The organism is Leifsonia sp. ZF2019 (assembly GCF_019924635.1).
Taxonomy (GTDB): domain Bacteria; phylum Actinomycetota; class Actinomycetes; order Actinomycetales; family Microbacteriaceae; genus Leifsonia.
In genome coordinates this window covers 3,647,143-3,660,697 of record NZ_CP065037.1, presented here as the reverse complement: position 1 = coordinate 3,660,697, position 13,555 = coordinate 3,647,143, and the positions used below count along the sequence as shown (strand labels likewise).

Sequence of the window (13,555 nt, the reverse complement as noted above, 5' to 3'; positions counted from 1 at the left end):
GATTTCGAGCCGCCTCGCTGTGCCGTCTGGGGGGAGGGGAGGGGAGGGGAGGGGGAGGGGGGTTAGGCGGAGAAGGTGTGGCGGTAGTCGGTGGGGGAGGTGCCGAGGATGCGGTGGAAGTGCAGGCGGAGGTTGGCGCCGGTGCCGAGGCCGACCCGGTGGGCGATCTGCTCCACACCGAGATCGCTGCGTTCGAGCAGCTCGCGTGCGAGGTCGACGCGGGCTCGCAGCACCCACTGCATCGGCGTGTAGCCGGTGTCTTCGACGAAGCGGCGCGAGAAGGTGCGCTCCGAGACGTTGGCGTTGCGGGCGAGATCGGCCAGCGCGATCGGCTCCGCGAGCCGGCCGAGCGCCCACTCCCGTGTCTCCGCGAACAGGTCGCCCAAGGGCTCGGGGACGCTGCGCGGAACGTACTGCGCCTGGCCTCCACTGCGGTACGGCGCGGCGACGAGGCGGCGTGCGACACGGTTGGACAGGGCGACGCCGTGGTCGCGTCGCACGAGGTGCAGGCACAGGTCGATCCCGGAGGCGGCGCCCGCCGAGGTCAGGACGTCGCCCTCGTCGACGAAGAGCACGTTCTCGTCGACCCGGATCGAGGGGTGCCGTTCGGCGAGGGCGCGCGTGTAATGCCAGTGCGTGGTGGCGCGGCGGCCGTCGAGCAGCCCCGTCGCGGCCAGCGCGAACGCGCCGGTCGAGATGGCGGCCAGGCGGGCGCCGCGGTCGTGGGCTCGGCGCAGCGCCTCGACGACGGCGGCGGGAGGCTCGGTGCGCGCGGGCTCGCGGTAGCCGGGCACGAAGACGGTGTCGGCCCACTCCAGCGCGCCGAGCCCGTCGGCGACGTGGTACGAGAGTCCGTCGCCGCCGGTGACGAGGCCCGGTTCGGCGCCGCACACGTGCACCTCGTACGGCATGCTCGGCCGGTGGGCGAACACTTGGGACGGGATTCCGACGTCGAGCGGCTTCGCGCCCTCGAGCACGAGGACGGCGACGCGATGGTCCCGGGCGGTCATCCGAGCTCCTTCCGCGGGCAGGAGACGCCCGCGCGCCGGAGTCTAGCCGAGGTCGGGCTGCGGGTCCGCGCCGGAGGACGAGGGAGCGGCGGGGGCGGGATCGGCGGCCCTCCGCCTCCCGGGCCGCAGTTCGCTCACGATGACACCGGCGACGATGAGGCAGGCCCCGGCGATCGCGATCGGCGGGAGGCGGTCGCCCGCGATGCGTCCGATGAGGCCTGCCCACACCGGCTCTCCGGCGTAGATTATGGTCGCCCGGGTCGGCGAGACCGAACGCTGCGCCCAGTTCATCGTGAGCTGGATGACGCAGCTCGCGACGCCGAGGCCGATGCCGGGCAGCAGCCAGGCCCACGAGAAGGACGGCGCGGCCTCTCCGGCGAACGGCATGGCGATGAAGCCGACCGCCCCCGCGACGAGCAGCTGCACGACGGTGACGCGCCCGGCGTCCACCGACTTCGCGAAGAATCCGATCAGCAGGATCTCCGCCGCGATCGGCAGCGTGCTGATGAGGGTGGCGATCTCGCCCCAGCCGAGGCCGATGGTCAGCGCGTCCGGTCCGGCGAGCAGCAGCAGACCGACGAAGGCGAGCGCGACGCCGACCAGGGTGAGCGCGCGTGGCGCGCGGCGGAACACGAGCCACTGCAGCAGGGGCACGAGCGGCACGTAGAGCGCGGTGATGAAGGCGGAGGTGCTGCTGCTGATCGTCTGCAGGCCCATCGTCTGCAGGCCGTAGCCCAGCGCGATCGAGAAGCCGATCGCGGCGCCCGCCCCCACGTCGCGCCAGCGCATCCCGCGCAGGGCGCGGTGGAACACGACGATGCCGACCAGCCCGGCGACCGCGAAGCGCAGGCCGACGAAGAACCACGGACCGCTGTGCTGCATGGCGAGATGCACGATGAGAAAGGTCGAGCCCCACAGTGCGGTGATCCCCAGCAGCGCGCCCTCCTGGCGGCTGATGGGGAGGCGTCGCCGCGCGGGTTCGCGGCTCTCAACGGGCGTGTGCAGCATCCTGCACATTCTATGGTGCAGAATGGTGCACATGCCAGAGCACGGCTCGGATGTCCTCGCCCACGTCGCCGGCAACCTCCGCCGCCTCCGCCAGGAGCACGGACTCAGTCAGGCGGCTCTCGCCGACCGCTCCGGGATCAGCCGTCGCACGATCATCAACCTGGAGGCGGGGGAGGCCAACATCAGCCTCTCCGGGCTCGACCGCATCGCCGCGGCGCTGGACACCGACTTCGTCACGCTCGTCGCCGAGCCGTCGGCCCCGGCGATCGCGGTCAACGCGGTCGCCTGGCGCGGTGCCTCGACGGAGAGTGTCGCCGCGCTGGTCGGAGCCGTGCCCGCCCGCGCCGACGCACAGCTGTGGACCTGGGCGCTCGCCGCGGGCGACCGCTACGACGCCGAGCCCGATCCGGCCGGCTGGCACGAGATCGTCTTCGTGACCGCCGGCCGCCTCGTGATCGAGCGGGAGGACGGTGTCTCGGAGCTCGGAGCGGGCGACCACGTCATCTACTCCAGTGCGCAGCGCTACTCCTACGCGGCGGCCGGGGACGAGGGGGTGCGCTTCGTCCGGCTCGTGGTCTCGTGAGCAGTCGCCGCCGTTGGGTGCGACGGCAGCGCACGATACGTGCGCACTGATGGACAACCACGCACCGAATCCGCGTCTGCTGCTGCACTCCTGCTCATTCCGTGTGAAAGCATGGACCGCGGAGGTCCCATGAACGCCCAGTCCCCGCAGTCCGCAGACCGGATGCACGCCGTCACGCCCGAGACGCGCGAGCTCGTCGATCTCGTGCTCGACTACTCGCGCCGCCGCATTCTGAGCACCGACACCCCACTCGACAAGCCCCTGCCCGAGTCCGAGCTGCGCCGCCTCGCCGGGCAGACCGTCTCCGAGGGTGGTATGGGCGCCGAGCGTGCGCTGGCCGTGTTCGAGCACGTGCTCGCCCCGGCCTGCATCACGACGGACCACCCGCAGTACCTGTCGTTCATCCCGACCGCCCCCACCAAGGCGGCGACCGCATTCGACCTCGTCGTCTCGGCGAGCGCCGTCTATGGAGGTTCATGGCTGGAGGGGTCCGGCGCGGTCTACGCGGAGAACCAGGTGCTTGCGTGGCTCGCCGCCGAGTTCGGGCTGCCCGCGACCGCCGGCGGAGTGTTCGTGCAGGGCGGTACGCTCGGCAACCTCTCCGCCCTCGTCGCCGCGCGCGATCACGCCCGCGCCCAGGGTCGCACGCCGTCCGGCCGGTGGGTGATCGTGTGCAGCGCGGAGGCGCACTCGTCGGTCGCGTCGGCGGCACGCGTCATGGATGTGGAGGTCGTCCCGGTCTCCCCGGGGGAGTCGGGCATCCTCACCGGCGAGGCCGTGCGCCCCGCGCTCGAGCAGTACGGGGACGCGGTGTTCGCCGTCGTCGCGACGGGAGGGTCCACCAACTTCGGCATCGTCGACGACATCGCCTCGATCGCCGCGCTGAAGGCCGAGCACGACTTCTGGCTGCACATCGACGGTGCCTACGGGCTCGCCGGAATGCTCTCCCCGCTGGCCCGCCCGAGGTTCGCCGGTGTCGAGCACGCGGACTCGGTGATCGTCGACCCGCACAAGTGGCTGTTCGCGCCCTTCGACGCGTGCGCGCTGATCTACCGGGATCCGGAGGCGGGCCGACGGGCGCACACGCAGCACGCCGAGTATCTCGACACACTGACCGATGCCGCCGAGTGGAGCCCGTCGGACTACGCCGTGCACCTCACTCGGCGGGCGCGGGGGCTGCCGTTCTGGTTCTCACTCGCCAGCCACGGGGCCGCGGCGTACCGGGAGGCGGTCACGGCCTCGCTGCGGCTCGCCGAGCGGATCGCCGCGGAGATCGAGGGGCGTGACGGCTTCCGGCTCGTGCGCAGGCCGCAGCTCTCCGTCGTCGTCTTCGAGCGCGAGGGCTGGACGAAGGAGGACTACGCTCGCTGGTCGGCGCGCCTGCTCGAGGAGCAGCGCGCCTTCGTCACGCCGAGCTCGCACGCCGGGCGGCCGAACACGCGGTTCGCGATCCTGAACCCCCTCACGACGTTCGAGGACCTCGTGGCCATCCTCGACACGATGTGACGCCCGCGTCGACCCGCTGACACGACGGAGGCCCGCACCCGGGATGGGCGGGTTCTAATGGTGGTCGCAACACTCCGGTTTTCGGGAGGTTGCGACCACCGTGTCGTTTTCGGAGGAGCAGGATCGGCGTCGGGCTGAGTTCCTAGCGTTGTTGGGGTCGTTGGGCAGTGTGACTCTTGCCGCGCGTGAGTTGGGGTTGAACACGAATACCGCGTTCGGTTGGGCGCGGAAGGCCGGGTTCCGGGCGAAGGCGTATCCGGCCAGGCCGCACCCGGGACGAGAGGAGTTCGCCCGATTGCGGGCGGAGGGCGTGTCACGCCGGGAGGCAGCGGCGCGAGTCGGGATCCACGAGCGCACCGGCCGCGACTGGGATTACGGCGTGAGGAAGTCGCGGAATTCGCGGTTTTACTCGGACGGGCGACGTGTTGATTACACGACCGGGCGCACCACGATGGAGTCCATGACGAGTCCACCGCCGAAGGTTCCGGAGCAGGTTGGCTCCCGTCTCCTGTCGCTTATGGAGCGGGAGACGATCGCCGATCTCAGACGGGCCGGGCTCACACTGCGGGCGATTGGACGGGCGCTAGACAGGCCCGCATCGACGATCAAACGCGAACTCGATGCGCGTTCGAAGGGCGGTCTCTATCTCCCGCACGGCGCGCATCGGGATGCCGCCACCAAGCGAGCTCGCCCGAAACCTGCGAAGCTCGCACAGCCCGGACGGTTGCGTGAGTATGTCGCCCAGCGACTGAGGGAACAATGGTCTCCGGAGCAGATCAGCGGCGTCTTGTCGCGTGATTACGCAGATGACGAGAGCATGCAGGTGAGCACGGAGACGATCTATCAAGCGATCTACATCCAGGCCCGCGGTGGGCTCAAACGCGAGATCGCCGACGCGTTGCGCACCGGCCGCGCCCGCCGCAAACCCCACCGGTCACCCGAGCAACGCACCAGCCGGTTCGTGGATCCGATGGTGATGATCTCAGAGCGTCCGCCGGAGGTCGAAGACCGCGCCGTCCCCGGCCACTGGGAAGGTGACCTGATCGTCGGCGCGAACAACCAGTCCGCGATCCTCACACTGGTAGAGCGCACCACCCGCTACGTGATGCTCGGCCACCTCCCCGGCGAGCACACCGCCGAAGCCGTCCGCGACGTCCTCGTCGAACTGATCGGCACGCTCCCACAACACCTGCGCGGGTCGTTGACCTGGGACCAGGGAGCAGAAATGGCCGCTCACAAGGCCTTCCGGGTCGCCACCGGCGTCCCGGTCTACTTCTGCGACCCCGCGTCCCCCTGGCAACGCGGCTCGAACGAGAACACTAACGGGCTGCTGCGCCAATACTTCCCCAAGGGCACCGACCTGACCGCTCACGGCCCGGAGGACCTCGAACACGTTGCCCAGAAACTCAACAGCCGGCCACGCAAAACGCTCGGCTGGGATACCCCAGCCGAGCGTCTGATACAACTCGTTTAGTTCACTTAGTGTTGCGACGACCCCTTGAATCCGCCATGGGGTGCGGGCCTCCGTCGTGTCAGCAGGCCGTCAGAACTCGTCCGACTCGCCGGTACGGCGGGTCACACGTTCGCCGGTGGCGGGGTCGACGGCCGTGCGCGTCGTCGCCACGCTGCGGCGCCTGCGGGACATCATCACGATTCCGAGGATGATGCCGACCGCTCCGGCGGCCATCAGGATGTACCCGACCAGGTGGAGATCGATCCAGTCCACCTGCACGTTCAGGGCGAACGCCAGGATCGCGCCGATGACGAAGAGGACGATCCCGGTGCCGAGGCTCATCGAGGGCCTCCGCTAAACCCGGCGGCTGCCGGTCAGCATCCGCACCAGCCAGACGATCACGGCGAGCACGAGCAGGATGATTCCGACCCACAGGAGGAAGTTCAGCGACTGGACGAAGCCTCCGGTGAGCAGCAGGACGATCGCGATGATCGCGATGATGATGAGCAGGATGTTCATGGAGAGTGTCCTTTCCTAGACGCCAACCACCGAACAACTGTTTCGGTTGCCTAGTAATCCCCTTGACTGCGTCGCCTTTCGGGTCTAGCCCGTGCGCGGTCGGCCGAGATGCGATCCACCGTCTCGCGCATGCGGATGAGGAAGCGCGTCACGGTCTCCGCCTCGTCGGCGCTCAGCTCGGCCGACGCGGCGGCCAACTGCGCGTCGGCCTCCGCGAGGAGCGGCCCGGTCTCGCCCAGCGCGGCGCGTGTGGGGAGCAGAGTGATGGAGCGGCCGTCGGTCATGCTGCGGCGCCGCTCGACGAACCCGCCGCTCTCGAGGCGGTCGATCAGAGCGGTCGTGGAGGCGCTGGAGATGCCCAGATACACGCTGACATCCTTCGCGGCGGTGTGCCGGCCGGCGGCCGTGTTGTCGAGGATGAGCCGCAAGGCGAGCAGGTCGTTGTCGCCCATGCCCATCGCCGCGCCGGTGCGCCGTCGCATCGCCGCCTCGGCCGCGCGGTAGACCTGGAGCGCCTCGAGCACGCCCGTTTCTGGCCGGCGCGCGTCGCCCACGCCGCCCGATTGGTCGTCCACACGCTCATCCACGTCACCCACAGAGGCCCACTCGCACCCCGGGTTCAAGGGCGGGACAGCGGATTCTGGGCGTATTCACGGTGGAGGCTGGACGACGGCCGGACGCGCCTCCGTCGAGGTGGGCGCGTATGCTCGCACGGTGGATCCGCTACTCGACCGGTACGAGCTGCGCGACCGGCTCGGTCGCGGCGGCATGGCGACCGTCTACCGCGCGTACGACCGGCAGCTGGGCAGACTCGTCGCCATCAAGCTCTTCCCAGCGGGGACGGCGGCGGACGACGCGCGCAGGCGCGGGGAGGCGAGCGCGCTCGCCCGGCTGGCGCACCCGCACCTCGTCACGCTCTTCGACGCGCACCTCTCCGCGGGAGGGGACGCCACGCCGAGCTTCCTGGTGATGGAGCTCGTCGACGGCGAGGACCTCCGGACGCGCCTCGATGCCGGCCCGCTGCCGGCGGAGCAGGCCGCCGCCGTCGCGTCAGGCGTGGCCGAAGCCCTCGTCGTCGTCCACGGCGCCGGGATGGTGCACCGCGATCTCAAGCCCGCCAACATCCTGCTCGCCGCCTCACCCGTTGCGGGCCGCCCGCCCGTCGCGAAGCTGGCCGACTTCGGCATCGCTCACCTGCTCGGCGCGGAACGGCTGACGACCGAGGGCACCATCATCGGCACCGCAGGCTACCTCAGCCCCGAGCAGCTGCGCGGAGGCGACGTCGGCCCCGCCGCGGACGTCTACGCGCTGGGTCTCGTGGTGCTGGAGGCGCTGACCGGCGTCGCGCAGTATCCCGGGACCGCGATGGAGGCCGTCGCGGCGCGGGCCGCGCACGACCCGCGGGTGCCCGCCGACCTCCCGGACGGCTGGCGGGGGCTCCTGCTGGCGATGACGAGCAGCGACCCCGCCCTGCGGCCGACCGCGGGAGAGGTGGCCGTGATGGCCGCGGAGATGGCGCCCGAGCTGGCGGGCTGGGCGCCGGAGGCGGCGGTGTCGGCCGCCCGGACAGTGGGGCCGCCCGGCGCGGAGGTGGCGGCTCCGGGCGCGGCTGCGACGGCGACGCGGCTGCTTCCCGCCTCGACGCGGCTGCTTCCCCGCACGACACGTCGACGGAGGCTGCGGGTCGCGGCGCTGGCCGGCGGTGGCGTCGTCGTGGTGGCGGCCGCGCTCGCGCTCGGCGCGATGACGGCGCCCGGAGGCGGCCCCACCGACACCGGCCCGACTCCGCGGCCCACGCCGAGCGTGCCGGCGCCGCCGCAGACCGTGGCTCCGGCGGTCGAGCCGACCCCGGCCTCCACACCCGACCCTGCACCGGGTGCCGGCGACGACGGACCGGGGAAGGGCAAGGGGAAGGGCGACGGCGGCAACGGGCACGGCAACAAGGGCGACAAAGGCAACAAGGGCAACGGCAAAGGCTGATCCCCTTCCGCAGTCCGGCTCTCCTGCATTTCCGGCGTGTGACATCTTGCCCCCGCATGTTACGAGTTCCCGCGATCCGTCATATGCAAGCCCCCGCTCCGGTAGGAAGGGAGAGTGGTTCTCACCCTCCTCGCCTGGGCCCTCGTGGCCGTGTGCCTCGTCGTGATCGTCGAGGTCGTGCTCCGCGACGTCGCCGACCGCTAGGGAGGACCTGCGGCGCGAGGCGCACTGCGTCCGGGATCGCAGTTCCGCAACGTGATGCGCGCGATGTCGAGCGCCATTCGCCGCCGAGCGGGGTACGGTCGTGGGGGACGAGAGGACCTGAATGAGCATCGCCGCGATCGTCGTCAACCCTGTGAAGGTCGACGAGCCCGCCCTTCGCGCTGCCCTGGGCGCCGCCGAGGAGCGCTGGGGCTGGGAGCCGACCCTGTGGCTCGAGACCACTCCAGAGGACCCCGGATCGGGGCAGGCCCGTGAGGCCATCGAGCGGGGGGTCGACGTGGTGATCGCGGCAGGCGGAGATGGAACCGTGCGCACCGTCGCCGAGGCGCTCCGCGGGAGCGGGACGCCTCTCGCCCTCCTGCCGTCCGGCACGGGCAACCTCCTGGCCCGTAACCTCGGCCTCACCCTGGACGACGTGGAGAACGCCCTCGACAGCGCGTTCGGCGGCGACGACCGGCCGATCGACGTCGGCGTCGCGGAGCTGCGGGACGCGGACGGCGCGACGACCGAGCACGCGTACCTGGTGATGGCCGGTTTCGGAATCGACGCGCAGATGATCGCGGCGACCGACGACGAGCTCAAGGCCAAGGCCGGCTGGCTCGCCTACGTGAAGGCGATCGGGACCGTGCTGCGTGACAAGAACGAGCTGCACCTGCGCTACCGGCTCGACGGAGGCAAGGTCCACGCGATGCGCGCGCACACCGTCATCGTGGGCAACTGCGGCTCCCTGCCGGCGAACATCCTGCTGCTGCCCGACGCCGCCGTCGACGACGGGGAGTTCGACATCGTGGTGCTGCGGCCGCAGGGGTTCTTCGGCTGGGTGCAGATCGTCGCGAAGGTCTTCTGGGAGAACGGCATCCTCCGTCGCACCGGGGTCGGCCGCCGGCTCATGGGCTCCGGCCACGAGATCCACGCGATGAACTACCTCAAGGGACGCGAGCTCATCCTCCGTCTCAGCGAGCCCCAGCCGGTCGACCTCGACGGCGACCTGTTCGGCGAGGTGCTCGCCATGCGCACTCGCGTCGACCCGCTGAGCCTGGTCGTCAAGGTGCCGGCGGCCCCGGACGGGGAGACGCCCTGACGATCTGGAGCAGGGCGGCGCGCAGGCCGGCCGGGTCGGCGACCTCCGGGAAGACCTCGTCCTCCAGGCCGCGCATGGCCTCGAACGCCGTGCGGCCGGCGGGGGTGATCGCGAGCACGTGACGGCGGCGGTCCGAGGCGTCGGGCTGCCGGGTGAGGAGTCCCTCGCGCTCGAGGCGGTCGACCGTGCGGGACATCGTCTGCGCCTCCACCTGGGCGATGCGGGCGAGGTCGGCCTGGGAGGCGACGCCGAGCTCCAGCAGGTGCAGCACGATCAGCCCGGCGTGCGTGAGGCCGCGCGCGTCGAGAGCCTCGGCCCACGCGCGTTCGACCGCCCGGGAGGCCGCGCCGAGCAGCCGGCCGAGCGGCCAGTTCTCGGGGCGGTGCTGATCCTCCTCGGCGCGCTGGTCCACCCCCTCAGAGTACCGATGCGAGCGCTGCGGTGATCGCGTCGCGCGCCTGGTTGTCGCTGATCGCGGCGGTTCCGTCGCCGGGCTGCAGGCCGTAGTCGCCGAACTGCGCGTGCGTCATCCCGGGCACCTCCACGAACGTGGCGTCGGCGGGCAGCAGGTGCGCCGCGGCCTCGATCTTCGCGGGAGTGCTCAGGCCGTCCCGCTCGCCGCCGATGGAGAGCACCTCGAGACCGGTCTGCGACAGGTCGTTCGCGCAGTAGCTTCCGAACAGGATGAGTCGCTTGACGACGGGGTCGTCGGCGAGCTGGCAGGCGCGCACGCCGCCGAGGGAGTGGCCGCCGACGGCCCACTCGTCCACCGCCGGAGCGAGGCTCGTGAAGGTGCTCAGCGGGCGGGTGTCGAAGAAGGCCAGGTTGAGGGTCGGCTTCGTGACGACCACGGTCAGCCCCGTCTCCGCCACCGCGCCCGAGAGCTTGCGGAGGTAGGCGTACGGGTCGACGCGCGCTCCGGGGATGAAGACGAGCCCTTCGCCGGACGCCGGGCCGGTCGGGGCCACGACGACGGCGTCCCCGGCATCCCGGATCTGCACCGCGGGATCCGTCCACGCTTCGATCGCGGCCTGCCGCTCGCCCATCATGGGCGTGTTCGCCCAGCCCAGAAACCCGACGACCGCCAGCACGAGCACGCCCGCGACCCATCCCGCCACGACCCCGATGCGCCTAGCCATGCCCCTCACCCTACGCCAGATACTCAGCCGGCTGACTATCTCGCGCTCGCGGGAGGGGTTCTGCTCAGTCGGTGCCGGCGTCGAAAGCGGCGCCCTCGGAGCTGGCGTCGATCTCGCGGGCGAGGGTGTCGTCCGTGTCGGTGACGTCGAGCTCCAGGATGGCGCGGGCGCTGCCGGCCTCCAGGGTGCCGACGAGGTCGGCGGTCGGGCCGCCGATCAGACCCGAGGCGGCGTACTGCTCGAGGCGCGAGCGTGAGTCGGCGATGTCGAGATTGCGCATGGTCAGCTGGCCGATGCGGTCTCCGGGGCCGAACGCGGCGTTGCCGACGCGCTCCATCGACAGCTTGTCCGGGTGGTAGCTGAGCGCCGGGCCGGTCGTGTCGAGGATCGTGTAGTCGTCGCCGCGGCGCAGGCGCAGGGTGACCTCGCCGGTGATCGCCGAGCCGACCCAGCGCTGCAGCGACTCGCGCAGCATGAGCGACTGCGGGTCGAGCCAGCGGCCCTCGTACATCAGGCGACCGAGGCGGCGGCCCTCGTTGTGGTAATTGGCGACCGTGTCCTCGTTGTGGATGGCGTTGAGGAGGCGCTCGTACGCGATGTGCAGCAGGGCCATGCCCGGCGCCTCGTAGATGCCGCGGCTCTTCGCTTCGATGATGCGGTTCTCGATCTGGTCGGACGCGCCGAGGCCGTGGCGGCCCCCGATCGCGTTCGCCTCGAGCACCAGCGCGACCGCGTCGGGGAACTCGACGCCGTTGAGGGCGACCGGACGGCCCGCCTCGAAGCGCACGGACACCGTCTCCGGCACGACCTCGACGTCTTCCCGCCACGCGGCGACGCCCATGATCGGGTCGACGATGTCGAGACCGGCGTCGAGCTCCTCGAGTCGCTTCGCCTCGTGCGTCGCACCCCAGATGTTCGCGTCGGTCGAGTACGCCTTCTCGGTCGCATCGCGGTACGGGAAGCCGCGGGCGACGAGCCACTCGCTCATCTCCTTGCGGCCGCCGAGCTCCTCGACGAAGGCGGAGTCGAGCCACGGCTTGTAGATGCGCAGGCGCGGGTTGGCGACGAGGCCGTAACGGTAGAACCGCTCGATGTCGTTGCCCTTGTAGGTGGAGCCGTCGCCCCAGATCTCGACGCCGTCCTCCATCATCGCCCGGACCAGCATGATGCCGGTGACCGCGCGGCCCAGCGGAGTGGTGTTGAAGTAGGTCTTGCCGCCGGAGCGGATGTGGAACGCGCCGCACTGCAGGGCGATCAGGCCCTCCTCCACAAGGGAGGCCTTCGCGTCGACGAGGCGGGCGATCTCGGCGCCGTACTCGTGGGCGCGACCGGGGACCTCGCCGATGTTCGGCTCGTCGTACTGCCCGATGTCCGCGGTGTAGGTGCAGGGGATCGCACCCTTCTCGCGCATCCAGGCGACCGCGCAGGAGGTGTCGAGACCCCCCGAGAACGCGATGCCGACTCGTTCACCGACCGGGAGACTGCTCAAGACTTTGGACACGACCACAAGTTTAGAGGGAAGGGGACGGCGCGGGCGGCGGGTGTCGGGACCCCGCCGGTCAGCCGCGGCCGTCCGCCGCCGGCGCCGGGCAGTCGCCGCCGGGCTCGGCGAGGAGCTCGAAGTGCCACAGCTCGTTCGCGTACGCCTGGCAGATCCCCCATTCGGCGCCGAAGCGGTTCAGGAAGTCCATCGCGTCGGCGGTCGCGATGTCGACCGCGTCGCCGGTGACGTGTGCCGAGTCGGCTCCGCGTTTGACCCAGCGGGACGCCTCCTCCTCGCTGCCGTAGGTGCGGACCGCGTCGGCGAACAACTGCTCCTGGTAGCGCTCGGAGCGCCAGCCGTCGGCGATCGTGATGTCCGTCCCGCGGTCGAGAGCGACGGACCGCGCCTCGCGCAGGGCGTCGAGCAGAGCCGGGCTCAGGCGCTGCACCGCGGGCGCATCGCTGTCGAGCGGGAGGGAGGCCCCCTCGGCGATGTACCCGTCGTCATCGGTCAGCGCGCCGCCCGCGCCGAGCGCCGCACCGGCGCCCGAGCCGGAGGGGGTCCCGGGCGTCGCTGCCGTGCAGCCGGCGAGGGCGAGCACGGCGGACACGGTCAGGGCCGTGGTGAAAAGGAGGCGACGCGGGAGGAGCATTCCTCCACCCTCGCAACGGTGGAGAACGCCGTCATCCACCGAAAGGCGCATCCGCGTCCATCGGGGGAGTGATCCGCGCGAGGATCGCTGGTGAGGGGAGGGCGCGATGGATAGGTTGTGGGAACGGATGGATTCGAGGGGGCGTATGCGGGGAGTGCGACGGTGTGCGCGGCGTCGAGGGCGTGCGCGGCTCCGGGGCGTCGGCGTGGAACAGCGGGCGCGTGCAGGGAGGTGGGGCGGACTCGTGGGGGCGGTGGCCGCCGTCGGGCTGGCGCTCGCACTGAGTGGTTGCACGACACCTCAGGCGGCCCCCGGCTCCGAGACGATCGCGCCGAGTGGGGCGGCGACGAGCGGAGCAGGGGCGAGCGGAGCGCCGTCCGGCACAGCGGCGCCGGGAGAGGGGCCTGGTGCGGGGAATGCCGCAGGGGCGGCCGATCCCGCGCGGCCGGAGACCTGGACCATCGGTTACGCCGGTGTGGGGCCCGTCGTGCTGGGCGACGCATCGACAGCGCGGGAGGAGGCGCTCGCCGCGTTCGCGCCGGAGCCCCCGGCCGGCGCCTGCGGCCTCGACTTCGTCACGGGACCGTCGGGGCTGCGCATCGGCACCGCGGAGTCCGCCGCCGACGGCGTCACGCAGATCGTGGTCGCCTCCGCCGGGGCTCCGGCGGCTGCGGGCGTCTCACCGCGCACCTCGGACGGCATCGGCCTCGGCTCGACCATCGGGCAGGTGACGATCGCGTATCCCGACGCCCGGCGCACCTCGGTCGAGGGCGAGGCGCTCCTCACCTACGCCGTGAGCGATGGCGCGGGCCGCTCCATCGTGTTCGGGGCGTGGCGGACGGACGACGCGATCGTGGTCGTCCAGGTCGGAACGGACGACCGCGTCACGGCGGAAGGGTGCGGGGTGACGGCGTAGGCG

At 71.5% G+C, this 13,555-nt stretch carries 15 protein-coding genes; 6 read left to right on the top strand and 9 right to left on the bottom strand.

Annotated elements, in window-relative coordinates; genetic code table 11:
- Nucleotides 1-62 precede the first annotated feature (62 nt).
- Together IT072_RS17965 and IT072_RS17960 are read right to left on the bottom strand one after the other, a co-directional pair.
- A complete protein-coding gene (locus IT072_RS17965; protein ID WP_223358199.1) occupies nucleotides 63-1,010 on the bottom strand; it encodes a GlxA family transcriptional regulator in 948 nt (315 codons plus the stop codon).
- A 42-nt stretch (nucleotides 1,011-1,052) separates the two neighbouring features.
- Entirely contained in the window at nucleotides 1,053-2,018 is a 966-nt protein-coding gene (locus IT072_RS17960; RefSeq protein ID WP_223358198.1) for a DMT family transporter, read from the bottom strand.
- Between the two features lie 31 nt (nucleotides 2,019-2,049).
- Between IT072_RS17960 and IT072_RS17955 the strand changes: the two genes are divergently transcribed.
- From IT072_RS17955 to IT072_RS17945, 3 genes are all read left to right on the top strand, one after another.
- On the top strand, nucleotides 2,050-2,601 hold the full coding sequence (locus IT072_RS17955; RefSeq protein ID WP_223358197.1) for a helix-turn-helix domain-containing protein: 552 nt from the start codon (nucleotides 2,050-2,052) through the stop codon (nucleotides 2,599-2,601).
- Between the two features lie 111 nt (nucleotides 2,602-2,712).
- Nucleotides 2,713-4,107: a pyridoxal phosphate-dependent decarboxylase family protein gene (locus IT072_RS17950; RefSeq protein ID WP_442786774.1), complete on the top strand. Its 1,395-nt coding sequence runs from the start codon at nucleotides 2,713-2,715 to the stop codon at nucleotides 4,105-4,107.
- A gap of 310 nt (nucleotides 4,108-4,417) precedes the next feature.
- Complete coding sequence (locus IT072_RS17945) at nucleotides 4,418-5,581, top strand: IS30 family transposase (RefSeq protein ID WP_223360928.1); 1,164 nt, start codon at nucleotides 4,418-4,420, stop codon at nucleotides 5,579-5,581.
- A gap of 69 nt (nucleotides 5,582-5,650) precedes the next feature.
- Here IT072_RS17945 and IT072_RS17940 read toward each other — a convergent pair whose 3' ends face one another.
- Genes IT072_RS17940 through IT072_RS17930 form a run of 3 tightly spaced genes read right to left on the bottom strand, consistent with a single transcriptional unit; the run spans nucleotide 5,651 to nucleotide 6,654 of the window.
- Entirely contained in the window at nucleotides 5,651-5,902 is a 252-nt protein-coding gene (locus IT072_RS17940; RefSeq protein ID WP_223358195.1) for a DUF6458 family protein, read from the bottom strand.
- Between the two features lie 12 nt (nucleotides 5,903-5,914).
- Entirely contained in the window at nucleotides 5,915-6,079 is a 165-nt protein-coding gene (locus IT072_RS17935) for a hypothetical protein (RefSeq protein ID WP_169730356.1), read from the bottom strand.
- 50 nt (nucleotides 6,080-6,129) lie between these two features.
- Nucleotides 6,130-6,654 carry a MarR family transcriptional regulator gene (locus IT072_RS17930; protein ID WP_223358194.1) on the bottom strand — a complete coding sequence of 175 codons (525 nt, stop codon included), beginning with the start codon at nucleotides 6,652-6,654 and terminating at the stop codon, nucleotides 6,130-6,132.
- A 139-nt stretch (nucleotides 6,655-6,793) separates the two neighbouring features.
- On the opposite strand from IT072_RS17930, the gene IT072_RS17925 reads away from it, so the two are divergent.
- Nucleotides 6,794-8,059 carry a serine/threonine-protein kinase gene (locus tag IT072_RS17925; RefSeq protein WP_223358193.1) on the top strand — a complete coding sequence of 422 codons (1,266 nt, stop codon included), beginning with the start codon at nucleotides 6,794-6,796 and terminating at the stop codon, nucleotides 8,057-8,059.
- Nucleotides 8,060-8,384: 325 nt separating this feature from the next.
- Nucleotides 8,385-9,362, top strand: a complete 978-nt coding sequence (locus IT072_RS17920) for a diacylglycerol/lipid kinase family protein (protein ID WP_223358192.1) — start codon at nucleotides 8,385-8,387, stop codon at nucleotides 9,360-9,362.
- Here IT072_RS17920 and IT072_RS17915 read toward each other — a convergent pair.
- The 4 genes from IT072_RS17915 to IT072_RS17900 form a co-directional block, all read right to left on the bottom strand.
- Nucleotides 9,325-9,774, bottom strand: a complete 450-nt coding sequence (locus IT072_RS17915) for a MarR family winged helix-turn-helix transcriptional regulator (protein ID WP_223358191.1) — start codon at nucleotides 9,772-9,774, stop codon at nucleotides 9,325-9,327. The genes IT072_RS17920 and IT072_RS17915 overlap by 38 nt on opposite strands.
- Nucleotides 9,775-9,778: 4 nt before the next feature.
- Nucleotides 9,779-10,501, bottom strand: coding sequence for an alpha/beta hydrolase (locus tag IT072_RS17910; protein ID WP_223358190.1), 723 nt, complete (start codon nucleotides 10,499-10,501; stop codon nucleotides 9,779-9,781).
- Nucleotides 10,502-10,565: 64 nt separating this feature from the next.
- Nucleotides 10,566-12,002 carry an argininosuccinate synthase gene (argG, locus tag IT072_RS17905; protein WP_223358189.1) on the bottom strand — a complete coding sequence of 479 codons (1,437 nt, stop codon included), beginning with the start codon at nucleotides 12,000-12,002 and terminating at the stop codon, nucleotides 10,566-10,568.
- A gap of 58 nt (nucleotides 12,003-12,060) precedes the next feature.
- Complete coding sequence (locus IT072_RS17900) at nucleotides 12,061-12,636, bottom strand: M15 family metallopeptidase (protein WP_223358188.1); 576 nt, start codon at nucleotides 12,634-12,636, stop codon at nucleotides 12,061-12,063.
- A gap of 205 nt (nucleotides 12,637-12,841) precedes the next feature.
- Here IT072_RS17900 and IT072_RS17895 point away from each other — a divergent pair, with 205 nt between their 5' ends.
- Complete coding sequence (locus IT072_RS17895) at nucleotides 12,842-13,552, top strand: hypothetical protein (protein WP_223358187.1); 711 nt, start codon at nucleotides 12,842-12,844, stop codon at nucleotides 13,550-13,552.
- Nucleotides 13,553-13,555: the final 3 nt, after the last annotated feature.

Coding starts and splice junctions, on each gene's coding strand:
- IT072_RS17965 (WP_223358199.1), bottom strand. CDS start 1,010: ATGACCGCCCGGGACCATCGCGTCGCCGTCCTCGTGCTCGAGGGCGCG.
- IT072_RS17960 (WP_223358198.1), bottom strand. CDS start 2,018: ATGCTGCACACGCCCGTTGAGAGCCGCGAACCCGCGCGGCGACGCCTC.
- IT072_RS17955 (WP_223358197.1), top strand. CDS start 2,050: ATGCCAGAGCACGGCTCGGATGTCCTCGCCCACGTCGCCGGCAACCTC.
- IT072_RS17950 (WP_442786774.1), top strand. CDS start 2,713: ATGGACCGCGGAGGTCCCATGAACGCCCAGTCCCCGCAGTCCGCAGAC.
- IT072_RS17940 (WP_223358195.1), bottom strand. CDS start 5,902: ATGAGCCTCGGCACCGGGATCGTCCTCTTCGTCATCGGCGCGATCCTG.
- IT072_RS17935 (WP_169730356.1), bottom strand. CDS start 6,079: ATGAACATCCTGCTCATCATCATCGCGATCATCGCGATCGTCCTGCTG.
- IT072_RS17920 (WP_223358192.1), top strand. CDS start 8,385: ATGAGCATCGCCGCGATCGTCGTCAACCCTGTGAAGGTCGACGAGCCC.
- IT072_RS17910 (WP_223358190.1), bottom strand. CDS start 10,501: ATGGCTAGGCGCATCGGGGTCGTGGCGGGATGGGTCGCGGGCGTGCTC.
- IT072_RS17900 (WP_223358188.1), bottom strand. CDS start 12,636: ATGCTCCTCCCGCGTCGCCTCCTTTTCACCACGGCCCTGACCGTGTCC.